This window comes from Hyphomonadaceae bacterium ML37 (assembly GCA_027627685.1).
Classification (GTDB): domain Bacteria; phylum Pseudomonadota; class Alphaproteobacteria; order Caulobacterales; family Maricaulaceae; genus Oceanicaulis.
Genome location: CP091241.1, coordinates 163,824 through 186,225, shown reverse-complemented (window position 1 = coordinate 186,225; position 22,402 = coordinate 163,824). Strand labels below are relative to the sequence as shown.

Annotated in this window: 24 protein-coding genes; 13 read left to right on the top strand and 11 right to left on the bottom strand. The window is 67.5% G+C overall.

The window, feature by feature from the left end; genetic code table 11:
• The first annotated feature begins 157 nt into the window (after positions 1-157).
• The 6 genes from L2D01_00990 to L2D01_00965 all read left to right on the top strand — a co-directional run bounded on the left by L2D01_00990 (position 158) and on the right by L2D01_00965 (position 4,326).
• Positions 158-709: a hypothetical protein gene (locus L2D01_00990; protein WBQ10361.1), complete on the top strand. Its 552-nt coding sequence runs from the start codon at positions 158-160 to the stop codon at positions 707-709.
• A 5-nt stretch (positions 710-714) separates the two neighbouring features.
• The gene (locus L2D01_00985; protein WBQ10360.1) at positions 715-1,941 is read left to right on the top strand and encodes a pyridoxal phosphate-dependent aminotransferase; all 1,227 of its coding nucleotides are present in this window, start codon (positions 715-717) and stop codon (positions 1,939-1,941) included.
• A gap of 112 nt (positions 1,942-2,053) precedes the next feature.
• Complete coding sequence (locus tag L2D01_00980) at positions 2,054-2,521, top strand: DNA starvation/stationary phase protection protein (GenBank protein WBQ10359.1); 468 nt, start codon at positions 2,054-2,056, stop codon at positions 2,519-2,521.
• Between the two features lie 481 nt (positions 2,522-3,002).
• Complete coding sequence (locus L2D01_00975) at positions 3,003-3,500, top strand: DinB family protein (GenBank protein ID WBQ10358.1); 498 nt, start codon at positions 3,003-3,005, stop codon at positions 3,498-3,500.
• A 132-nt stretch (positions 3,501-3,632) separates the two neighbouring features.
• Positions 3,633-3,875 (top strand): plasmid stabilization protein, encoded by a 243-nt coding sequence (locus L2D01_00970; protein ID WBQ10357.1) that lies wholly within the window; start codon positions 3,633-3,635, stop codon positions 3,873-3,875.
• A gap of 10 nt (positions 3,876-3,885) precedes the next feature.
• Positions 3,886-4,326, top strand: coding sequence for a type II toxin-antitoxin system VapC family toxin (locus L2D01_00965; GenBank protein ID WBQ10356.1), 441 nt, complete (start codon positions 3,886-3,888; stop codon positions 4,324-4,326).
• Between the two features lie 18 nt (positions 4,327-4,344).
• Here the strand turns inward: L2D01_00965 and L2D01_00960 are convergent, their stop codons facing one another.
• The 3 genes from L2D01_00960 to L2D01_00950 form a co-directional block, all read right to left on the bottom strand.
• Positions 4,345-4,743, bottom strand: coding sequence for a DUF1499 domain-containing protein (locus L2D01_00960; protein WBQ10355.1), 399 nt, complete (start codon positions 4,741-4,743; stop codon positions 4,345-4,347).
• Between the two features lie 91 nt (positions 4,744-4,834).
• The gene (locus L2D01_00955; GenBank protein ID WBQ10354.1) at positions 4,835-5,155 is read right to left on the bottom strand and encodes a hypothetical protein; all 321 of its coding nucleotides are present in this window, start codon (positions 5,153-5,155) and stop codon (positions 4,835-4,837) included.
• 15 nt (positions 5,156-5,170) lie between these two features.
• The gene (locus L2D01_00950; protein ID WBQ10353.1) at positions 5,171-6,175 is read right to left on the bottom strand and encodes a sodium-dependent bicarbonate transport family permease; all 1,005 of its coding nucleotides are present in this window, start codon (positions 6,173-6,175) and stop codon (positions 5,171-5,173) included.
• Between the two features lie 120 nt (positions 6,176-6,295).
• Here L2D01_00950 and L2D01_00945 point away from each other — a divergent pair, with 120 nt between their 5' ends.
• The 3 genes from L2D01_00945 to L2D01_00935 all read left to right on the top strand — a co-directional run bounded on the left by L2D01_00945 (position 6,296) and on the right by L2D01_00935 (position 9,718).
• Positions 6,296-7,210 carry a LysR family transcriptional regulator gene (locus L2D01_00945; GenBank protein WBQ10352.1) on the top strand — a complete coding sequence of 305 codons (915 nt, stop codon included), beginning with the start codon at positions 6,296-6,298 and terminating at the stop codon, positions 7,208-7,210.
• Positions 7,211-7,285: 75 nt separating this feature from the next.
• On the top strand, positions 7,286-8,239 hold the full coding sequence (locus tag L2D01_00940) for an ATP-binding cassette domain-containing protein (GenBank protein ID WBQ10351.1): 954 nt from the start codon (positions 7,286-7,288) through the stop codon (positions 8,237-8,239).
• 3 nt (positions 8,240-8,242) lie between these two features.
• Positions 8,243-9,718, top strand: coding sequence for an ABC transporter permease (locus tag L2D01_00935; GenBank protein ID WBQ10350.1), 1,476 nt, complete (start codon positions 8,243-8,245; stop codon positions 9,716-9,718).
• Positions 9,719-9,725: 7 nt separating this feature from the next.
• Here L2D01_00935 and L2D01_00930 read toward each other — a convergent pair whose 3' ends face one another.
• Positions 9,726-10,817, bottom strand: a complete 1,092-nt coding sequence (locus L2D01_00930) for a glycosyltransferase family 1 protein (GenBank protein WBQ10349.1) — start codon at positions 10,815-10,817, stop codon at positions 9,726-9,728.
• Positions 10,818-11,126: 309 nt separating this feature from the next.
• Between L2D01_00930 and putA the strand changes: the two genes are divergently transcribed.
• The 3 genes from putA to L2D01_00915 all read left to right on the top strand — a co-directional run bounded on the left by putA (position 11,127) and on the right by L2D01_00915 (position 15,007).
• Positions 11,127-14,288 (top strand): bifunctional proline dehydrogenase/L-glutamate gamma-semialdehyde dehydrogenase PutA, encoded by a 3,162-nt coding sequence (putA, locus tag L2D01_00925; protein ID WBQ10348.1) that lies wholly within the window; start codon positions 11,127-11,129, stop codon positions 14,286-14,288.
• A 66-nt stretch (positions 14,289-14,354) separates the two neighbouring features.
• Entirely contained in the window at positions 14,355-14,627 is a 273-nt protein-coding gene (locus tag L2D01_00920; GenBank protein WBQ10347.1) for a type II toxin-antitoxin system prevent-host-death family antitoxin, read from the top strand.
• Positions 14,624-15,007: a type II toxin-antitoxin system VapC family toxin gene (locus L2D01_00915; GenBank protein ID WBQ10346.1), complete on the top strand. Its 384-nt coding sequence runs from the start codon at positions 14,624-14,626 to the stop codon at positions 15,005-15,007. Before L2D01_00920 ends, L2D01_00915 begins: the two co-directional genes overlap by 4 nt.
• Positions 15,008-15,025: 18 nt before the next feature.
• Here L2D01_00915 and L2D01_00910 read toward each other — a convergent pair whose 3' ends face one another.
• The 3 genes from L2D01_00910 to L2D01_00900 all read right to left on the bottom strand — a co-directional run bounded on the left by L2D01_00910 (position 15,026) and on the right by L2D01_00900 (position 17,855).
• Entirely contained in the window at positions 15,026-16,036 is a 1,011-nt protein-coding gene (locus tag L2D01_00910; GenBank protein ID WBQ10345.1) for an esterase-like activity of phytase family protein, read from the bottom strand.
• Between the two features lie 97 nt (positions 16,037-16,133).
• The gene (gene cobS / locus L2D01_00905; GenBank protein ID WBQ10344.1) at positions 16,134-17,123 is read right to left on the bottom strand and encodes a cobaltochelatase subunit CobS; all 990 of its coding nucleotides are present in this window, start codon (positions 17,121-17,123) and stop codon (positions 16,134-16,136) included.
• A 99-nt stretch (positions 17,124-17,222) separates the two neighbouring features.
• On the bottom strand, positions 17,223-17,855 hold the full coding sequence (locus tag L2D01_00900; protein ID WBQ10343.1) for a J domain-containing protein: 633 nt from the start codon (positions 17,853-17,855) through the stop codon (positions 17,223-17,225).
• Between the two features lie 52 nt (positions 17,856-17,907).
• Here L2D01_00900 and L2D01_00895 point away from each other — a divergent pair, with 52 nt between their 5' ends.
• Positions 17,908-18,177, top strand: coding sequence for a BolA family transcriptional regulator (locus L2D01_00895; protein WBQ10342.1), 270 nt, complete (start codon positions 17,908-17,910; stop codon positions 18,175-18,177).
• A gap of 3 nt (positions 18,178-18,180) precedes the next feature.
• Here the strand turns inward: L2D01_00895 and L2D01_00890 are convergent, their stop codons facing one another.
• From L2D01_00890 to L2D01_00875, 4 genes are read right to left on the bottom strand one after another with little or no spacing between them, the layout of a single operon-like run.
• A complete protein-coding gene (locus tag L2D01_00890) occupies positions 18,181-19,071 on the bottom strand; it encodes a LysR family transcriptional regulator (GenBank protein ID WBQ10341.1) in 891 nt (296 codons plus the stop codon).
• A 14-nt stretch (positions 19,072-19,085) separates the two neighbouring features.
• Positions 19,086-20,345 carry an ABC transporter permease gene (locus L2D01_00885; GenBank protein ID WBQ10340.1) on the bottom strand — a complete coding sequence of 420 codons (1,260 nt, stop codon included), beginning with the start codon at positions 20,343-20,345 and terminating at the stop codon, positions 19,086-19,088.
• Entirely contained in the window at positions 20,342-21,097 is a 756-nt protein-coding gene (locus L2D01_00880; GenBank protein ID WBQ10339.1) for an ATP-binding cassette domain-containing protein, read from the bottom strand. Before L2D01_00880 ends, L2D01_00885 begins: the two co-directional genes overlap by 4 nt.
• Positions 21,098-21,154: 57 nt before the next feature.
• The gene (locus L2D01_00875; GenBank protein ID WBQ10338.1) at positions 21,155-22,321 is read right to left on the bottom strand and encodes a DUF547 domain-containing protein; all 1,167 of its coding nucleotides are present in this window, start codon (positions 22,319-22,321) and stop codon (positions 21,155-21,157) included.
• Between the last annotated feature and the right edge of the window lie 81 nt (positions 22,322-22,402).

The window sequence follows — 22,402 nt, the reverse complement described above, 5'->3', positions numbered from 1 at the left end:
CACCCGATGAAGGCAGATTTCTCCCGGGCCGGGGCGGCGCAAGGGCCGGATTGGGGCCGGTTCAAGATCAATCAAGGCCATTTGCGGGCGCCGGACCGGGATGCAGACGCGTCCGCGCCGCTCTAGACTGGGGCTCCAAGACCAAGGGAGAGCGCTGATGCGCGCCGCATGCCTGGGACCAGAGGGCAGTTTCACCCATCGCGCGGCGCTGACGCTGGCCGATGGGGCGGAGCTGATTCTGCTTGAGTCCATCGAGGCGGTGCTGGCCGCCCTCGAGGCCGGCGACGTGGAGCTGGCCGTGGCGGCCATCGACAGCGCCGCCGGTCCGGTGGCGCCGGTTCAGGCTTTTGTCGAACAGGGCCACGCGCAGATCACCGGCCGACTGGCGCTGGCGGTCAGCTTCAATCTCTATCGCAGCCCCGGCGATGACGCCCCGCTCACCGGCGTGTTCGGTCATGAAAAGGCGCTCGCCCAGATCGCCGGCTTTCTGTCGGCGCACCGCCTGCACGGCGAAGCCATGGCGTCCAACACGGCCGGCCTTGCCCGCCTGCGCGATGATCCGCGGCCGGGATGGGGCGCGGCGGGGCCGCCGGGCCTTGAAACCGCGTACCGGCTTGTCGTAACGCACATCCAGCTCGAAGGCGCGCACGCCAACGAGACGCTCTTCGTCCGCCTGCGCCGCCCCGGCGCCGGCCCATCAAGGACCTGACGCCCATGCCCGACACGAACGCCGCCGATCTGATGCGCGTCTCTGAAGCTCTCAAACGGGTCAAGCCCTCGGCCACCATCGCGGTGAGCCAGAAGGCGCGCGAGCTGAAAGCGCAAGGCGTGGACGTGATCGGTCTGGGCGCGGGCGAACCCGATTTCGACACGCCCGACCATATCAAGCAGGCGGCCATCGACGCCATCGCCCGCGGCGAAACCAAATACACCGATGTGGATGGGCTGCCGGCGCTGAAACAGGCGATCTGCGCCAAGTTCAAGCGCGATAACGGGCTCGATTACACCCCCGCCCAGGTCAATGTGTCGCCCGGCGGCAAGCCGGTGATCTATAACGCGTTCGCCGCCACGCTGGATGCGGGCGACGAGGTGGTGATCCCCACGCCCTACTGGGTGAGCTATCCGGAAATGGCCGCGCTGTGCGGCGCCACGCCGGTGTTCGCCGAAGCGGGCGTCGCCGACGGGTTCAAGCTGAAGCCCGAAACCCTGGACCGGGCGATCACGGCGCGCACCCGCTGGGTGCTGCTCAACTCGCCGTCCAACCCCACGGGCGCGGCCTATACAGCGGACGATCTCAAAGGCCTGGCCGAGGTGCTGCGCGCCCACCCCCACGTGCTCATTCTGACTGACGATATGTATGAGCACATCGTTTATGACGACTTCCAGTTCGCCACGATCGCGCAGGTCGCGCCGGACCTCCATGACCGCACGCTGACCATGAATGGCGTGTCGAAAGCCTATGCCATGACCGGCTGGCGCATCGGCTATGCGGCGGGACCGGAAAAGCTCATCAAGGCCATGGCCAAGGTGATGAGCCAGACCACGTCCAACCCCTGCTCGGTCAGCCAGTGGGCCTCGGTGGCGGCGCTGAACGGGCCGCATGATTTCCTGATCCCGCGCAACGCCGCCTTCAAAAAGCGCCGCGATTCCATGCTGGCCAAGATCGATGCCGCGCCGGGCCTGACCGCGCCGACGCCGGAAGGCGCCTTCTATATCTTCGCCGATTGCGCTGGCCTGATCGGCAAGACCAGCGCGGGCGGCATGGCGCTCAACACCGATCTCGATGTGTGTGAAGCGCTGCTCACCGAAGCCCATGTGGCGGTGGTGCCGGGCACGGCGTTCGGGGCGGCGCCGGGCTTCCGCCTGTCCTACGCCACCGATGACGCGGCGCTGGAAGAGGCGGGCAAACGCATTGCAACTTTCTGTCAGGGCGCGCGTTAACGCCATAGACCCCGCCTATGGCCCGTGTCGGTGAAACCAGTTGGACGCCGGACAGGCCGGCGGGGCATTATGAAGCCATCAGATTCAAGCCACCCGAAGGAGGCATCCGCAAATGGACATCAATATGGGCCTGTCGAAAGACCAGCGCGAAACCATGGCGAAAGCCGTGCTGGCGCTGCTGGCCGACACCTACGCGCTGTATTTCAAGACCCACGCCTATCACTGGAACGTGACGGGGCCGCGCTTCCACGATCTGCACGCCATGTTCGAGACCCAGTATACCGAGCTGTGGGCGGCCACCGACGACATCGCCGAGCGCATCCGCGCGCTGGGCGTGCTCGCCCCGGTCTCCTATGACGAGATGGCGGCCGCGGCCAGCATCAAGCATGACGCCAAGACCCCGGACGCCAACGCCATGCTGGCCAATCTGGTGGCCGGCCACGAACAGGTGGTGCGCACGGCGCGCGCCGCGCTGAAACTCGCCGAGGAACACGGCGACGAGGCCACCAGCGATCTGGTCGCCCCGCGCATCACCGCCCACGAAAAAACCGCCTGGATGCTGCGCGCCACGCTGGGGTGAACGGCGGCCACTGCGAGACGGACAAGGCCTCTGCAGCGCACGCTGCGGGGGCTTTTTCTTGAGCTGATGGTGGAGCGCCGGCGCAAAAGAAAAGGGCCGGTCCCGCGGATCGCGGTGACCGGCCCAGTTTAGCATACCCGTTCGGGGAGGAGACGGTATGCACAAAGGGAAAGACGGGAAAACCGCCGTTCGGCTTCGTATATGCGCAGGTGCCCCGGCGGTTTCAAGGCAGGTTGCGGTATAGCCGCCATGCAAAATTGCCGCACTGCAATAATGGCGTTAGATTTTTGCCGCATAGCCGTCACAAAGCGGCGCTGACGGTCTGACCGGGCGAGCTCAGCCGCAGCCGCGGGCCGCGACCCGGGAGAGCGTGTCGAGACCCGCTTTCAGGTCCGTTAGGCGCGCACGCGCTGTCGCCTCACCGGTCATGATAGGGTATGGCGGTATCTGACGGTTCAAAGACGTGAAGGATGTCTCACGCGTGCTCGACCACTTCAAGCGTTTCGCCGCCTATAATGCCTGGGCCAACGCCCGGCTCTATGACGCCGCCACGGCGCTCAAGGATTTTGAGCGCAAGCGCGATGTGAAGGCGTATTTCCGCAGCCTGCACGGCACGTTGAGCCATGTCCTGGTGGCCGACCGCATCTGGCTGCGCCGCCTGACGGGCGAGGGCGACGCGCCCGCGCGGCTGGATGAAGAGCCCTACGCCCTGTTCGAGGATCTGCGCGCGGCGCGCGAAGCCGAGGACCAGCGCCTGAGCGGCTATATCGCCGGCCTGAGCGTGGACGATCTGGAGCGGGTACTGGAGTACGCCAACACGCGAAGCGAGGCCAAGGCGCTGCCGGTGAAGGTGATCCTGACCCATGTGTTCAATCACCAGACCCATCATCGCGGCCAGGCGACCCATATCCTGCGCCAGCTGGGCGTGGCCGAGCCGCCGGCGCTGGATCTTTTGTATTTCGCCCTGCCGTCAGGCTAGACGTTCCTGAAGCGCCGCGATCCAGCGCTCCAGCCGGCGCTGATTGACCTTGAAGTCAAAGCGCCTCCTCCAAGCCAGCTTGATAGCGTTGCAATCAATGCCTAATCTTCGCTCGCCCCGATGGAGGACCCCGTGGCCAGCATCACGATTCGCAACCTTGACGACGGGCTGAAACGCCGCTTGCGCACCCGCGCGGCCGAGCATGGCCGGTCAATGGAGGAAGAAGCGCGGGAGATCCTGCGCCAGGCCATCGGGAAGCCAGCCGGGCCAGCGAATCTTGGCGAGGCCATTCACCGCCGGTTTGCTGCACTGGGCGGGGTAGACCTGGACCTGCCGCCACGTGAGCCGATGCCCGAGCCGCCGCGGTTCGACTGAGGCGGCTGCAATGATCTTGATCGACACCAATGTCATTTCGGAACTGATGCGTGCGAACCCAGCACCCGAGGTGCTGGCATGGTTCGGCAACCAGAATGCCATGGCGCTGCACATGAGCGCCGTGAGCGAGGCCGAGTTGCGGCGCGGCGCGGCGATCCTGCCCGGTGGCAAGCGCCGCGACCGGCTGATCGCCGGGATAGACGCGATGATCGCGGAGGATTTCGCGGGCCACATCCTGCCCTTCGACAGCGCCGCCGCCATGGCCTTCGCGGCCATCTATTCGGACCGCCGCAACGCGGGCCGGCCCATCAGCTTCCCCGACTGCCAGATCGCCGCCACGGCTCGCGCCCACGGCGCCGCGATGGCGACTCGGAACGTTGCCGATTTCGAAGGGTGCGGAGTTGATGTGATCGACCCGTGGGCGAACGCGGGAGAGCGTGATCCGGCCTGACTGCGTCAGGCGGCGCGCTCAGAGCCGGTCCTGCAGCGCCGCGATCCAGCGCTCCAGCCGGCGCTGATTGACCTTGAAGTCGTAGCGCCCGACTTCCGCCCGCGAATACGCCGCCAGCGCCGCGCCCTCGCCCGCCGCCACGGCCTGAACCGTGATGCGGTCGGGAAATTTGAACACTTTGGAACGCTGGACATATTCGGCCTGACCCCCGCCATCGCGCATGCGCACGGTGCGCTCCTCCCCCAGCGCAATGGCGTCCACCGCGGAGAGTAGGGCCTGCGGCGTGCAGGTGAAGACCGGGCTCACGGCGTCGGGCTCGGCCGCGCTGACGAAGCCGGGCGGCAGAACCAGCCAGCGGCGCGGGCGCGTATCCGGTATCAGGGCGGCGAAATCCAGCGGGAAGGGCGAATGGCTCATGGGTCGGCTCCTTGAAGCGGCGGCGGGGCGCTTGCGGGCGGGGACACAGACTGACCCGGAATCGCCGCCCGGACCACCCTCGTCGCGGCGCCTAGAATTTTTCCGGGCGCAGGACTTCAACCTCGTTCATGTAGACGATACCGGAATAGTCGGTGAAATAGCGCTGCGCCGTGGTGCGCGCGATGCGCTCGGCGGCGTCGCGGCTGGCCACGATCACTTCGATGCGCACGATGTTGAAGCCGGGGGCGATGCCTGGCCGGTCCGTCCCGTGCAGGCCATGCTCGCCTTTGCCGGCGCCTTCAGTGACGGTGTAGCCCTTGGCGCCCTCCGCCTCGATGATGGCGATGACCCGGTCGCGCAACAGGCGCTCGACGACCAGGATGATCTTGGTGGCCTTGTGAAACGCGGTCATGGCGGTCTCCTGACGCTAGAGATCGAAGACAAGCTGGGCGAGGGCGACATAGAGCGAGATGCCCACGGCGATCGCCACCGGCGTGCCGATGCTGGTGGAGGCCCCGATATAGGCGGACGGATTGGCGCCGGGTATGCCCGCGCGCAAGGTCGGCGGGCCGGAAATATCCGAGCTGGAGCCCGCCATCACCGCCAGCAGCACCACCCCGCCAGGCGAGAAGCCCGTGGCCACATGCGCCACATAGCCGAGCGCGAAGGCCGCCAGCCCGTGAATGATCGGGGAGATGGAGGCGTAGAGGGCGTACCAGTGGGCGACCTTCGCCAGCTCTGACAGGCGCGCCCAGGCCTCCATGCCCAGGATCAGCATCAGGATGGACAGTAGACCGCGGAACATCGGGTCGTAGAAGTCTTCCACCACGCCGGCGGGCTGTGTGATCAGGCCCAGCGCCATGCCCAGCAGCAGGGCCGAGATGGCCGAACCGCGCAGGCTGTCGAGCACGATCGCCTTGATGTCCGCCCTGGCGCCGCCGGGGGAGCGCCGCTGGCGGGCGATCCCGGCCAGAACAATCGCCGCCAGAAGCGCCGGCAAATCCATGAAGGGATACAGCGCCGGGGCCCAGGCTTCATAGGCGATGCCCTCCTCATCCAGCACCACCATGGCGGCGGCGAGCGAGGAGGCTGACACCGCCCCGAACAGGCCGGCGGTCGCATAGCCGTCATCCGCCTTCAGACCGGGCAGGCGCGTGAGCACCGCCGCCCCCGCAGCTACAATCGCGAGCCCCAGCACCAGGGCGAACAGGCCCGGCAGCACCATGCTGGCGAGATCGGCCTCGCGAATCTCCATGCCGGCCCTGAGCCCGATGGTCATCAGCAACATGAAGACGATGAAGCGGTAGATCGGATCGGGAATGGTCAGCTGGCTGCCCAGCGCGGCGATCACCATCCCGCCGATCAGGAAAGCGAGGGTGGGCTTTTGCAGCTGGGCGGCGAAGGTGGCGGCGAAGTCGAGCAGAATGTCCATGAAAGGCTCCCGGCGCAGGCGGCGGCGTGTCGGGCGGGGAAGCTAGTCATGGACACATTTATATAAATTACATAGTTTGGGCGTTATCGTTCGCATTATCGGAATGATTTGGAGGGCGCTATGAATTACAAGCACTTGCGCTATTTCGCCGCCGTGGCCCATGAGGGCCGTCTGACCCGCGCGGCGCAGCGCCTGAACCTGTCCCAGTCCGCCCTGTCCACCCAGATCCGCCAGCTGGAGGCGCAGCTGGGCCATGACCTGTTCGAGCGCCGGGGCCGCACGCTGGTGCTGACCGAGGCGGGGCGGGTGGCGCTGGACTATGCCGATGCGATCTTCAGCGCCGGAGAGGAGCTGGAGGCGGTCATGCGCGCGGGGGCCGGGGCGCCGCGCCGGGCCTTGCGGATCGGAGCGCTGGCGACGCTGTCGCGCAATTTCCAGATGGATTTGCTGGCGCCGGTGCTGGCCGGCGGCGGGGTGGAGATTCAGCTGCGGTCCGGCTCCATGGGCGAGCTGATGGCGGAGCTGGCCGCGCATAACCTGGACCTGGTGCTGGCCAATCAGGCGCCGCTGCGCGAGGCTGACAGCGTCTGGACGGTGCACACCCTGGCGCAGCAGCCCGTGAGCCTGGTGGGGACGCCGGACCGGGTCGCAGAGACCCGCGATCTGCCGTCCCTGCTGGCGGCGCACCCGCTCATCGTGCCCTCGCGCCTGAGCGGCGTGCGCTCGGGGTTTGATGCGCTGATGGTGCGCCTGGGCCTGCGCCCGGAGATCATCGCCGAAGTCGATGATATGGCGATGGTGCGCCTGATGGCGCGTCAGGGCGCGGGCCTGGCCGTGGCGCCGCCCATCGTGGTGCGCGACGAGCTGGCCAGCGGCCGTCTGGTGGAGGCGGTCACCCTGCCCGGGCTGACCGAGGCGTTTTGCGCCATCACGCTGGAGCGGCGCTTTCCCAATCCACTGGTCGGCGCCATTCTGGCGCGCACGCTGGCGCCGGGACCGCAGGACGCCCTTGCAGGCTTCCTGTCACAGACTTAACTGGAAACGTGACGCGCACCACCCTAATCACAGCGCGCAGCCGCGTTTGACCAATCCCCGGGGGACCCAGCCGACATGACCGAGTACGCCCTTGAGGTGAGCGGCCTGACCAAAAGTTTTGGCGGCCAGCCAGCGGTGCGCGACGTGTCGTTCCGCGCCGCGCGCGGGGAAATCACCGGCTTTCTGGGCCCCAATGGTGCGGGCAAGACGACCACGCTGCGCATGTCGCTCGGCGTGATCGCCCCGGATTCCGGCACGGCGCGCCTGTTCGGCCGCACGCCGGACGCGGCGGGGATGGACCGGGTGGGCTTCCTGCCCGAAGAGCGCGGCGTCTACCGCAAGATGACCGCCGAAGCCGTGATCGTGTTCTTCGCAAGGCTCAAGGGCGTCCCGGCGGGCGAGGCGCGCAAGCGCGCGCGCGCCTATCTGGAGCGCTTTGGCCTGGCTGAAGCAGGCCGCAAGAAGATCAAGGAATTATCCAAGGGCATGGCCCAGAAGGTCCAGATCATCGCGGCCATCGTGCATGAGCCGGACTTCATCATTCTCGACGAGCCGTTCTCGGGCCTCGATCCCGTCAACCAGTCCCTGCTGGAACAGGTGATCCGAGAACAGGCCCAGGCCGGGCGCACGGTTTTGTTCTCCACCCATGTGATGGAGCATGCCGAGCGCCTGTGCGACCGCATCATCCTGATGGCGCGCGGACAGAAAGTCTTCGACGGCACGGTGGAGGAGGCGCTGGCCCGCGTGCCGCGCCAGATTCTGCTGGGCGCGCCAGCGGACTGCGATCTGCCAGGCGTGCTCAGCGCATTCGGGACGCTGGAGCGGATGGGCGAGGAAGACGGCGCCGTGCTGTGGCGCCTGGTGCTGGCGCCGGGCGCGGACGCCCAGGGCGTGCTGCGCGCGCTGGTGGATTCGGGCGTGCGCCTGACCCGGTTCGAGCCGCGCCGCGCCCATCTTCATGACGCCTTCGTCGCCCTGGTGGGCGAGGAGGCCGCCGGTCCCGCCGAGCCCGCCCCCGAGGAGGCCTGAGCCATGCGCGCCATTTTGCTGATCGCCCGGCGGGAATACCTGTCTTATGTGGGCACCTGGGGCTTCTGGCTGTCGCTGCTGGCAGTGCCGGCCTTCGCCGCCATCGGTGCGGGCGTGCCCGCCCTGATCCAGGGCTCCCAGCCGGTGCGCTATTTCTCGGTCATCGACGAGACCGGGCGGGGCGTGGACGACATGATCCGCGCGCGGCTGGATTCCGAACGCCGCGGCGAGATCCGCCAACGGCTGGAGATGATGGCGCGCGCCAGCGCTGGCGATGATGGCGCGCGGGCCGCGCTGGAGGCGTTTGAATCTGATCCCACGGGCCTGGACGGTCTGGACGGCGCGGTCGCTGCGGCCGGTCTGGAAAGCGCGCGCGGCGTGCTGACCGCCGGATCCTCGCGCCGCTTTCTGGTGGACGCGCCCGGCGCCACGCTGGACGATTTACGGCCCTATCTGACGGGCGACTCCACCGTCTCCACGCCCGAGGGCGAGCGGGCGCTGTTCGCGGTTTTCGTCATGCGGCCCCACCCGGAGCGCGGGATCGCCATCGATTATGTCTCGGCCAATCTGACCAGCACGGGGCTGCGCAGCGACATCACCGCCTTCGTGCGCGATTATCTGCGCCGCGACGCGCTGGAAACCCGCGGCCTCAGCGCGCTGGAAGCTGACGCGCTGCTGACCCTGAACCCCGAGGTGACGACGCTGGACGCAAGGCCCGGCGCCGCCGTGGACGCCGAAGTGACCACCGCCGACCGCGCGCCCTATGTGGTGGCGGTGGTGATCGCCTTCGTCTTGTGGCTGGCCGTGTTCTCGGTGGCCAACATGCTGCTGACCAGCCTGATCGAGGAGAAGGGCGGCAAGATCATCGAAGTACTGATGTCCACCGCCCGCTTCCAGGACATATTGATCGGCAAGCTGGCCGGGGTGGCGGCCATGTCCTTCACCCTGTTTGCGGTCTGGGGCGTGGTGGGCGCAGGGCTGACCCTGTTCGCCGGCGCCGCCCTGTCCGGGGCCGATCCGCGCATGATGGAGGTGATTGGCGCCGCCGCCGATCCGCAGCTCCTGCTGGCGGCGTTCATCTTCTTCACGGCCGGTTATCTGATGTTCGGAGCGATCTTCCTGGCGCTGGGATCGCTGTGCGACACGCTGCAGGACGCCCAGACCCTGATGGGCCCGGTGATCTGGATGCTGATCCTGCCGATCCTGTTCCTGTTCTTCTCGCTGGAGGCGTCGGATTCGCTGGTGGTGCGCGCCGCCAGCTGGGTGCCGCTGTGGACGCCCTTCCTGATGATGGCCCGCCTGCCCTCCGACCCGCCGCTCTGGGAGCTGTTGGGCTCGGGCGCGCTTATGCTGATCACCACGGCGCTGGTGCTGTGGGGCGCGGGGCTGGTGTTCCGTCAGGGCGCGCTGGGGCAGGCCAATGCCGACAGCTTCAAGCGCTGGTTCCGCTTCGGCCGGGGACGCAAGAAGGCGGAATAGCCCGGCTTCAGCCGCGCCGGCGCAAGCGGCGCAGGCGCCGCCAGAAGCGTTTGCGCTCGGGCCGGGGCTGGGGCTTGAGATTGCGCACGAATTCCTCTGCGCAGGCGCGCCATGAGAAGCCTTCCGCGTATTCGCGGCAGCGCGCCCGGTCCATGGTCAGGGCCTCCAGGCACGCCGTGCGCAGATCATCATTGACCGCGCCCGCGCCGGAGCCGGGGATGATGTCCTTGGGTCCCGGCGCGATATAGGCCGCCACCGGCGTGCCACAGGCCATCGCCTCCAGGATCACCAGACCAAACGTGTCGGTGAAGCTGGGGAACACCATCACATCGGCGTCGGCGAAATAGCGCGCCAGCTCCACGCCGGACTTGGAGCCGGGGAACACGACTTTGGGATATTTGCGCTTGAGTTCGTCCAGCTGAGGGCCCGGCCCGACGATGACCTTCGTGCCAGGCAGGTCGGTTTTCAGGAAGGCCTCGATATTCTTCTCCACCGCCACCCGGCCGATATAGACGAAGATCGGACCCTCCATCCCGGCATAGACGCTCTCACCGCCCATATGGCGCTTTTCCGGGTGGAAGAGCTCGGTGTCCACGCCGCGCGTCCAGGGCGTGATATTGTTAAAGCCGCGCTTGGACAGCTCGTCGCGCATGGTGGGCGTGGCCACCATCATCCGGTTGCCGGCATTGTGGAAGCGGCGCATGAAGGCATAGCCCGCCGACAGCGGAATGAACGGAAAGCGCGCGTGCACATATTCGGGAAACTGGGTGTGATAGCTCGTTGAAAAGGGCAGCTTCCACGACAGGCAGATGCGCCGCGCCACATGGCCCAGCGTGCCCTCGGTGGCGATATGGATAGCTTCAGGCTCGAACGCCTTGAAGCGCGCTTCGAGATCATCGCGCGCGCCCAGCGCCAGCTTGATATCGGGATAGGTGGGCAGCGGAATGGTGCGGAAACCGAGGCCCGGGTGGATCACCTCCACCTCATGGCCCATGGCCCGGCACTCATCCACCGTGCGCGACAGGGTGCGCACCACGCCGTTCACCTGGGGCTCCCAGGCGTCAGTGACGACAAGAATGCGCAGCGGCGAATCGTCCATCAGGCAGGCTCCGGCCCTGTTGACTATGACAGGGCGCGTGTCTAGCGCGTTTTGTCCGGGAGGCGAAGCGATCCCGGCGCCGCAGGGGCGAGGTCGTCAAGGTCGACCGACAGGGCGTCGCTGAGGCGGCGCAGCGTGGCGACGGGCTGCGTCAAGCGCTGAACCATCCCTCGCGCCGTCGCGTTCCACCCTTGCAAAGCCTTGTCCGGACATGGGTTCGCGGCGCCGCCATCAGCGTGATTCACTTGCGTGGGAAACGCGCGCATGCGCAATGTCGCGGGTAAAAACATCCCTTGGGAGGTTCACGCCATGGCTGTATCCGCTGCTCGCGCAGACCTGCGCCCCGCCGCCATCGACTGGGATGGTCTGGACGCCCTGAAATATGTGGATGAGCGTGAAACCGCCAGACGGATCGACGCCCTGGTGGGTCTGGACGTAGCTGCCCGTGCGGGCGTCGGCAAGGCGGCGGTGGGGCTGGTGGAGCAAGCCCGCAAGGCGCGGCGCAGCGCCGGTCTGATGGAAAGCTTTCTTCAGGAGTTCGGCCTGTCCAACAAGGAGGGGCTGGCCCTGATGTGCCTCGCCGAGGCGCTGCTGCGCGTGCCCGACGCCAAGACCGCCGATGCGCTGATCGCGGAGAAGCTCGGCTCGGGCGCCTGGGCCGAGCATGCATGGAAGTCGGACAACTGGCTGGTCAACGCCTCCACGCTGGGCCTGATGCTCACCGGATCGCTGATGGATGTGGAGCCGGCCGCCCAGCGCGATCCCGCAGGCTATTTCCGCCGCCTCACCGGGCGGGTGGGCGAGCCGGTGATCCGCAGCGCGGTGCGCCAGGCCATGCGCATTCTGGGCGAGCAATTCGTGCTCGGCCGCAACATGGCGGGCGCCCTGAAGCGCGGGCGGGCCTGGAAGAGCGCGGGCGGAATCAAGCCGCTGTTCAGCTTTGACATGCTGGGCGAGGCGGCGCGCACCGATGCCGACGCCGCGCGCTATCATGACCGCTATATGGGCGCCATCGCCGCCGTCGCGGCGAAACGTCAGGACGGGCCGGTTGAGGGTGTGGACGGGGTCAGCGTCAAGCTGTCCGCCCTGCATCCGCGCTACAGTGCGGTGAAGCTGGCCGATGTGATGGATCAGCTTTATCCCAAGCTGCTGGAGCAGGCGCAGGCGGCGCGCGCCGCAGATATCGGCTTCTGCCTGGACGCGGAAGAGGCCGACCGTCTGGTGCTGTCGCTGAAAATTCTGGAGCGTCTGGCCCATGAGCCGTCGCTGGCGGGCTGGAACGGGCTGGGTCTCGCCGTGCAGGCCTATCAGAAGCGCGCCCATGCGGTGATCGAGCGCCTGATCGCGCTGGCGGACGCCAGCGGGCGCCGGCTGATGGTGCGTCTGGTCAAGGGCGCCTATTGGGATACCGAGATCAAGCACGCCCAGATGGCCGGCCATGAGGATTTCCCCGTCTGGTCCACCAAGCCCGCCACCGATCTCAATTTCCTGGCGTGCGCGCGCCTCATGCTGGGCGCGCGCGGCGCGATCTACGGTCAGTTCGCCACCCATAACGCGCATACGCTCGCTGCCGTACGCGCACTGGCCGCCGAAGCGGGCCATGCCGATTACGAATTCCAGCGCCTGCACGGCATGGGCGAGCCGCTCTATGACGCGGCAGCCGAGGCGTATGACGATCTCGCCCGCGTGCGCGTCTATGCGCCGGTGGGCAGTCACGAAGACCTGCTGCCCTACCTGGTGCGCCGCCTGCTGGAAAACGGCGCCAATACCTCCTTCGTGCACAGCTTCCTCGACCCCGATGTGCCTGCCGAAGACGTGGCCCGGGGGCCGTTCGCGGCCGCCGCGACGCTGGACCGCCATCCCTTTATCCCCGCCCCGCCCGCGCTGTACGGCGAGAGCCGGATCAATGCCGCGGGCGTAGATCTGAGCCAGGCCCGTGTGCGCGCCCGCCTGGCCGAGGCCCAGAAGACGTTCGATTCCGGGGCGCCCTGGCCCTGCGGACCCATCATCAAAGGCGAAGCGGTGACCGGCGGCGGCATTACGCTGTGCAGCCCGGCCGATTTCGCCTTCGCGGTGGCTGAGGTGCGCGATGCGGGCGAGGCTGACATCACCCGCGCGCTGGACGCCGCCCGCGCCGCCCAGCCTGGCTGGGACGCCTTGGGCGGGCCCAAACGCGCCATGATCCTGCGCGATATGGCCGACGCGCTGGAGGCCGAGACTGACCGGCTGATCGCCCTGATGACGCGCGAGACCTGCAAGACGCTGGCCGATGGCGTGGCCGAAGTGCGCGAGGCGGTGGATTTCCTGCGCTATTACGCCGCCGAGGCCGAGACCAAGTTCGCCGCCCCCGTGCGCCTGCCAGGACCCGCCGGTGAGACCAATCATCTGGGCCTCGCCGGGCGCGGCGTGTTCGTTTGCATCAGCCCGTGGAATTTTCCGCTGGCGATTTTCACCGGCGAGCTCGCGGCCGCGCTGGCTGCGGGTAATACCGTGCTGGCCAAACCGGCCGAGCAGAGCCCGCTGATCGCGTTCGAGGCTGTTAAGATATTCCACAAGGCCGGGCTTCCCGCCGACGTGCTGCACCTTCTGCCCGGCGATGGCCGGGTGGGTTCGGCGCTGACCGGGCTGGAGGAGATTGACGGCGTCGCCTTCACCGGGTCGACGCAGGTTGCGCGCCTGATCAACCGGGCGCTGGCGGCCAAGGACGGGCCCATCGTGCCGCTGATCGCCGAAACCGGCGGGCTGAACGCCATGTTCGTGGACACCTCGGCCCTGAAGGAACAGGTGATCGACGATACGATCCATTCCGCCTTTGGGTCGGCGGGCCAGCGCTGCTCGGCCATGCGCCTGATCATCCTGCCCCAGGAAAGCGCTGACGGCCTGATCGAAGGTCTGAAAGGCGCCATGGACGCACTGCAACTGGGCGATCCGTCGGACCCCGCCACCGATATCGGGCCGGTCATCGACGCCGGCGCCGTGGCCATGCTGGACGCCCATCTCGACGCCATCACGGGCAATGGCGCGCGCCTGCTTCATCGCGCGCCGCTGGACCCGGCGGTGAAAGCGAAGGGGCTGTTCTTTGCCCCCGCGCTGGTGGAGATCGACACGCTGGACCAGATCACCGAGGAGAAGTTCGGTCCGGTCCTGCACGTCATGCGCTACAAGCGCGCGGACCTGCCGAAGATCGCCGCCCAGCTCGCCGCCAAGCGCTATGGGCTGACGCTGGGCGTCCATTCGCGTCTGGAGCGCTTCATGGAGATGGTGCGCGCGGCTGTGCCGGCGGGCAATGTCTATGTGAACCGGTCCATGATCGGCGCGGTGGTGGGCGTCCAGCCCTTCGGCGGCGAGGGCCTGTCGGGCACCGGCCCCAAGGCGGGCGGGCCGAACTACCTCGTGCGCTTTGCGGCTGAACGGGTGATCACCATCAACATCGCCGCCCAGGGCGGGGACCCGGAATTGTTGAGCTTGTAGGGCGGACTTTGTCCAGGCGGCCTCCGATTAGCTTAGTCAAGTTGACTTAGCTAATCGGAGGCCGCCATGGCCCGCACCGTGACCGTGCATGAAGCCAAAACCCATCTGTCGCGCCTGTTGCGCGCGGTGGAGGCGGGCGAGGAGATCATCATCGCGCGTGGCGACACGCCGGTGGCGCGCCTGATCCTGGCAGACCCCGCCCCCGCCTTGCGTCACCAACCGGGGGAATGGGCGGGAATGTTCGGCGTCAGCGAAGACGCGCTTGATGCGCTCGCCGAGCCCATGAGCGAGGCGGAGATCGCTGAATTCGAGCGGGTCGACAACACGCTCGCCTCATGACGTTGATGCTCGATAGCGCCGTCCTGATGTGGTGGCAGTTCAACTCGCCACGGCTGAGCGGTCAAGCGCGGGCTGCGCTGGATGAGGCTCAAATCCTCCTTGTCAGTCCGGTCAGCGTATGGGAGCTGGCCATCAAGGCCGGTTCGGGCAAGCTTCCGGTTGATACGGATTTCTGGCCTGCGCTGGAAGTCCGCCTCGCGCGCCCGCCTTTCAAGCTGATCGAGGTGACGCTTGAGGACGCGATCAGCGCCGGTTTCCTGCCGCGCCATCATGGCGACCCCCTCGACCGGATGCTGGTGGCGCAGGCCATCGCCCGCCGCGTACCCCTGGTCAGCCCGGACGCGGCGCTGGACGCCTATGCCGTCCAGCGCATCTGGTAATCGCCCAGCGCCTGAACGCTACTCCGGCAGATCAAAGCTCATCAGCAGCGTGCGCTGGGTGGCGCTGAAATTATCGTCGGACAGGAGGTAGAGGCGCTGGCGGCCATGGATCGTCACCACGGCGGCGGCTTCGAAATTGTCGACCGTCATGTCCGGCGTGATTTCACCGAGAAACTCGGCCTCGGGCCGGTTGCGCGGATCGAGAATGGCGGCTTCACTGATGCGGCTGATACGGATGCGATTGCCCACATCGCGCCGCCAGAAGCGCTGCACGGCCAGAAGCTGGCCGTCACCGAGCTCGGCAAACGCCACCAGCCCGAAGCCCGGCGCCAGCTGGACCGCGTGCCGTGTCGCCTCCGCGCCCGGATCGGAGAGGTCATAGCGGAAGACCGTGTGCACGCCGGTGACGCCTTGCGGATACTCCACCCCCACCCAGGCGAAGCCCGACTGGACGGCGAGGGCTTCCAGAGAACCGTTGTCCGCAAAATCGTCCGCGCCCGGCGGTGGGGGCAGGCGGATGGCGTTCGCTGACCCGATCAGCGACCAGTCCTCCCCCAAATGATAGGATTCCACCCGGTGGTGACGCTCGAAGCTGACGAGATAGACGCCGCTTGACCAGTGGGAGACGCCCTCGGCGTCGGCCCAACGGCCCTCAAACGGCGCGCCTTCAGAATCACGCAGCGGCGCCATGCGGGCGTTGTCCAGCGCCGCAGGCGCGCCGTCCGCGTCATGGATGATGTCGGCGACCAGCCATTGCCCGCGATCGGAGACGGCCAGCAGGCGCGTGCCGTCTGCGCTCAACTCCAGCGCCGAAAACCCGCCAAAGGCCGGATCATCGGACGTCAGGACGAGCCCGCCGCGATAGGTGAGCTGGCCGGCATCGCGGCGGTCCGGGTCATCGGGATAGAGCGGGACGGCGACCGCCTCGATCGTGACCGAGCGCTCTTCGCTTCGCGTATCGCCCGCTTGCGCGCCGCAGGCGGCGGTCAGCGCCAGTGCCGCCGCCAGCCACAGGGGTTTGAAAGGCATCATCGCTCCGGCCCGCCCTGATCTGCAGCGCCTGCGCGCCTGAACAGGAGAAGTATCGCCCGGTTCGGTGACGGTTTTTTGCCCGGCGCGGTCCGGATCAGGCCGCCTGCACCGGCTTCACCGCGCTTTCGGGCAGATCCACCCCGAACACGCGCTGATAGAATTCCGCCAGGATGGGGCGTTCCAGCTCGTCGCACTTGTTGACGAAGGTCAGGCGGAAGGCCAGGCCCGGATCGCCGAAAATCGCGGTGTTTTCAGCCCAGGTCAGCACGGTGCGCGGGCTCATCACGGTGGACAGATCCCCCGCGACGAAGGCGTTGCGCGTCATCTCGGCGACTTTCACCATGTCGGCGATTTGCTTGGCGCCCTCGGGCGTTTGCGCGCTCTCGCCGATCTTGGCCGCCACGATGGCGCGCTCGGTCTCGGCGGGCAGATAATTGAGCGTGGCGACGATGGACCAGCGGTCCATCTGGCCCTGATTGATCTGCTGGGTGCCATGATAAAGCCCCGTCGTATCGCCCAGACCCACCGTGTTGGTGGTGGCGAACAGGCGGAAATGGGAATGGGCGCGGATCACCCGGTTCTGGTCCAGCAGGGTGAGCGAGCCCGAGGCTTCCAGCACGCGCTGGATCACGAACATCACGTCAGGGCGGCCCGCGTCATATTCATCGAACAGGAGGGCGACCGGGCGCTGTACGGCCCAGGGCAGAATGCCTTCCTGGAACTCGGTCACCTGCTGGCCGTTGCGCACCACGATGGCGTCCTTGCCCACCATGTCGATGCGGCTGACATGGCTGTCGAGATTGACCCGGATCATCGGCCAGTTGAGGCGCGCGGCCACCTGCTCCACATGGGTGGATTTGCCGGTGCCGTGATAGCCCTGGATCATGACGCGCCGGTTGAAGGCGAAGCCGGCCAGAATGGCGCGCGTGGTCCCCGGATCAAACACATAGGTGGGGTCAATCTCCGGCACGTGCTCGCCGCGCGTAGAGAAGGCCGGCACCTGGAAGCCCGGGCTGAACCCGAACAGGGACTTGCAGCCGGCGGTCGTATCAGGCTGGGCGGAAATCAGGGCGTCGTCGGTCATGTGCGGTCCGGATTCATTCTGGCGGGAGGAACAGGTCAGGTGCGTATCAGGAGCCTTAACTAGCGCGCGAGCGAACCCGGCGCCACCGCCGAGGCGCCATCACGCCATCCCGGCATTCTTCAGAATCTGATAGCTCGCCACCACCCTTTGCAATTGCTCTTCCATGGAGCGGTCGCCGCCATTGGAGTCCGGGTGATAGGCGCGCACCAGCTCGGCATAGCGCTTGCGCACCTCGCCGCGCGTGGCGGTGCGCTCCAGACGCAGGGTTTCCAGCGCGCGCTGGTGCAGGCGGCCGAGGCCCGGTTCCGGGTCCGCCGCGCGCTCCCGCGCCCGCTCGGCGCCGGGCGGCGGGCGGTCGCCGAACAGGGAGAAGGGGTCCACGAACCCGTCCTGGAAATTCTTCGCTGCGCGCTCGGCGCGCTTGCGCGTCCCGGATCCGGCAGCGAAATTCCAGGTGGGGCGGTGGCCGTACTGATCGGCGCGCGCATAGGCGCGGGCCTCCTCCTCGCTCATGCCTTCAAAGAAATTCCACGCCTTGTTGTACTCGGCGGCGTGGGGGGCGCAGAACTGATAATACTCGCCGGGCAGGGCCGGATTCTTCGGCGATCGGGCTGTGGCCTTGGCGCGGCATTGCGGATAATCGCACAGGCGCTCGCGCGGCCCGGCCGCGTCACGCGGGGGCTTGATCCGGATGTCGACAAACCGCGGGCGGTATTTGTAATCGCCGTCCATGATGCCAAGTATGGGGTGCGTCCGGTTTGCGGGCAATGAACGGGTGACACGCATGACCACAATCGCGCAGCAGATCGAGACCGCCCTCAGCGCCGCTTTCGCGCCGGCGCAGCTGGCCGTCATCGATGACAGCCATCTCCATGCCGGACATGCCGGGGCGCGGCCGGGCGGGGAAAGCCATTTCACGGTGCAGATCACAGCGGACGCCTTCGCCGGTCAGAGCCGGGTGGCGCGCCACCGTCTGGTCAATACGGCGCTGGCCGATCTGCTGGCCGGGCCGGTGCATGCGCTGGTGATCAAGGCCAAAGCGCCGGGGGAGTGAGAATTAATTCTCCCAGCGCCGCGCTTCCTCGATGATGAAGCTGGCGAAGGCGGCGACGCGGCGTGAGCCGCGCAGCTCTTCGGGATAAATCAGATAGGTCTCGAAATCCGGTCCGCTCACCTCGGGCAGGATGCGCAGGAGATTGGGGTTCTCGCGCGCCACATAGTCGGGCAGGCCGGCGATGCCGAGCCCGGCCTCGCACAGGCGCATCACGCCCTTGATGGTATTGACCTCGGCGATGGGCTCGCGCGGCTTGCGCCCGTCGCGCCCGATCATCAGCGGCCAGCCCAGTTGCGGGATCGGGGCGAGATGGCGCGGCCCGTAGGCGATGACGCTGTGATCGTCGAGATCATCCTCGCTCAAAGGGGCGCCGCGCCGGGCCAGATACGCGGGGGAGGCATAGAGATGCTGGCCCGCATCCATCAGCTTGCGCTGGATCACGTCTTTCTGGGTCGGCGCCCAGGGCCGGATCGCCACATCGGCCTCCAGCCGCGCGATATCGAGCTCGTGATCGGTCAGCAGCAGGCGCAGCCGGATATTGGGGAAGGCGGCGTGAAACCCCGCCAAGCGCGGCGCCAGCCAGATGGAGCCCAGCGCCGTGGGCGCGGTGATGCGCAAGAGCCCGCTGGGCTCGTCGCGCACGTCTTGCACCGCGCCTTCGGCCAGCGCGACGCGGCCCGCGATATCGCCGGCAGCCTCGAACAGAACCCGGCCCGGCTCGGTCAGCAAGAGCCCGCGCGTGTGGCGGTGGAAGAGCTTGACGCCGAGACTGTCTTCCAGCGCGGAGATCTGCCGGCTCACCGCCGACTGGGACAGGTTCAGGGTCTCAGCAGCCCCGGTGAGCGAGCGCGCCTCGGCGGCGGCGTGGAAGGATTTCAGCTTGTCCCAGTCCATGTGTTGCCCGCCCCCTACACCCGGATTGTCATGCCGTCGGCCAGCGACTGGCGATAGGCCCGCCAGGCCGGGACCATGCCCAGAAGCCCCGCCGCGCCGGTGACGGCGGCGATGACGATCAGGTCCTGCAAACCGGGCCCGGTCCCGATCAGCACGATCCCGAAGCGCGCTTCGAGCAGCGGCGATCCGAGATAGAGCGCGCCATGGGTGAGGCCGGCGCCGATCACCGCGCCCGCCAGCGCCAGCAGCATGGCTTCGGCCACCAGAAGCACGAAGATATGGCGCGGCCGAGCGCCCAGCGCACGCAGAATGGCCATCTCGCGCCGGCGCTCATTGAGGCTGGTCAGGATGGAGATCAGGATGGAGATAAGCCCGGTCAGCACCACGAAGGCGGCCACAGCAGCCAGGGTGGTTTCGGCTGCGCCCACCACCTGCCAGAGCTGGGCGAGCGCCACGCCAGGCATGATCGCCTGAAGCGGCTCGCGTGGATAGGTGTTCACCGCCCTTTGCAGGCGCAGCGCCCCCACGGGACTGTCGAGGCCCACCAGGAAGGCCGTGATCTGGTCAGGCCGCAGGTCCATGGCCGCCAGCTCGCCGGGCGTGCGCGCAGAGCCGCGGCCTGTGGCGCCGTCGAGATGGATCGCCTCAATGGCTTCAAGCGACACGAAGACCGACCGGTCCACGGGCGTGCCGGTAGGCGCCAGAACGCCGGTCAGGGTGAAGGGGTTTAGATCATGCTCGATGAAGCTGACCGCGCCGGAGCCATGGGCGACCACGATCTCGTCGCCGGTCTGATAGCCCAGCTGGCGCGCGACGGTGGCGCCGGCCACCGCCTCAAACAAGCCGTCAAAAGGCGCGCCGTCGGCAAAGGTCAGAGGCCGGCGTCCGGCATACTGGTAGCGCTCGAAGAACTCAGCCCTCGTGCCCACGACCCGGAAACCGCGATGGGAATCGCCCAGGCTGATCGGCACGGTCCAGGCCACGCCCGGCGCGCCGGCAACCTGTTGATAGCTGTCCCAGGTGATGTTGTTCGTGGCGTCGCCGATATGGAACACCGAATAGAGCAGGAGATTGACCGGGCTGGAGCGCGCCCCGACGATCAGGTCCACGCCCGAGATGGTGTTCTCGAAACTGGCGCGCGCGCCCTGACGCGCTTTCTCGACGCCCAGATACAGCATCACCGACACCGCCACGATGGCGACGGTGAGCGCCGCTGTCAGCCCCCGGCTGAGGATTGAGCGCCAGGCCAGCGAGACGATAGGCGCCGCGCTCATGACGCCGCCTCGGCGAGCTGCGCGCGATTAAGAGAGGCGAGGTCCTCGGCGCGGTCAAAATGGCCCGCCAGCGATCCGTCATGACTGACAAACACCAAAGCCGCGCCAGACGCCGCGCATTCCTCCATCAGAAGCGTGATGAAGGCGTCGCGGCTGTCCGCGTCCAGCGCGCTGGTGGGCTCGTCGGCGAGGATCAGGCCGGGCCGGCCGATCAGGGCGCGCGCGGCGGCGACACGCTGCTGCTGACCCACCGACAAGGCGCGTGCGGGGCGGTTCCATATAATGTCCGGGTCAAGGCCCAGCCGGGCGAGCAGGCGGCGGCCCTCCGCCTCCAGCGCGGCCGCCCCGTCCGGGCGGCGCTGATCAGAGAAGCGGCCGGGCAAGGTGATATTCGCCCCGGCGGGCAGCCAGGGCAGGAGGTTGAACATCTGGAAAATGACGCCCAGCCGGTCGGCGCGGAAGCGGTCGCGGCGCGCCGCGCTCATGGCGGACAAATCCTCGCCCAGCATATGCACTGAGCCCTCGCGGGCATCGAGTATCCCGGCGATCAGGCCCAGCAGGGTGGATTTGCCCGATCCGCTGGCGCCTTTGAGAAACACGCGCTCGCCGGCGCCGACGGTAAACCGCTCAATATCGATGACGGCCGGGGCGCGCCGCCCGTAGGCGAAGCGCACGCCGTTCAGGTCAATGGCGGCAGGTCGGTCGTCCGGTGCGGCAAGGCCGGACGCGGACGCGGGGGCGGATCGGGTCATGGTCATCTGACTAACCCGCCCCGCCCCCAGCGCCAAGGGCTGGCGGCGTTTCGAGGCCTAGCGCGAATCGCCGTCCTCATCCTCGTCCCTGGCATCGGGGTTGGTCGGGATGTCACGCACCGTGACCTGGCCCAGACGGCCCTGGCGGATGAACTCCAGGCGGCGGGTGACCACAACGTCAACGAGCGTGCGGGCCTGTGCGGGGAGGACGCGGCAGTCGATGGCGTTTGAGGTGGAGGTGTCGCCCGCGCTGATGGTCACCGGGCTGGCGTCCGCGCCGCTGGTGCAGCCGATGCGCCCATTGGTCAGGTCCGCGATGGACCAGTCATAGTTCACATAGGCCGGTTCGCCGTCGAACGGCTCAAGATCGTCTGACGCCGAATCGGCAAGACCGGCCAGGTGGCCGTAGAGATCCATCGGCCAGTTGGGAAACAGATTACGATGCTCGGCATAGAGCGGCGAAATCATGGTGTTGCGCCGATTGGTGTCGATGCCGCGCAGGCCATTGACGAACTCGCGGCCGTTCAGACGCAGCTGGGTCCAGACGCGTTCGCCCGAGAACGCCTCGTTGCGCACGGTCGGACCGCCAATGGCGCCCGAGAAGAAGCCGTACATCACCAGCGGGTCGCTCCAGCGCTCGCCCACGATGCGCAGGCGGATATCGTTCAGGCTCAGGCTGACGCCCTCGACCGTGATGATTTTCGCCTCGTGGAAGGGCTGGCCATTAATGCGCTGATTGTTCAGCCGGGTGACCGGATAGCGCCGGGCGATCTCGTCAATCACCACCACATTGTGCAGGTTCAGCCAGTAAGCCAGCTGCTCGTTGGGGCTCAGCGAGGACAGGGCGACCTGGGAGGGCAGGGCCTCCAGCTCGGCGCGGTAGGCCGAGATCAGCGCGCGGTGGTCATCCTCCATCAGGTGATAGACCACCCGGTTGGTTTCGTAGCGGTAGCGGCTGGTCGTCTCCGGCGACAGGAGCGAGCCGGTCACCTGGACGCGGCCCGTGGCCGGGCGCCGGTTGGAGTGGCCGACATCGAACACAATCCCGTTGAGCAGCTCGGTCCACACCGTGTAGTCAATCACGGTGCGGCTGGCCTCGTCAGAGACGGCGAAGCGCGCAAATTCGCCCGAAGGCTGAGCGAAGGCGGCCGGAGCCGTGGCGAGCGCGCAGCCCGCCATGAGGGCGCCAGCCAGGCGGCGGCAGGTTTTGATTGAAACTGACATGGCGGTTGTCCTGACGGTGAGAGGATCGTGTGGGCGGCTTATAGGCATGCCTATCGCATGGCGACGTTACGCGCGCATGAA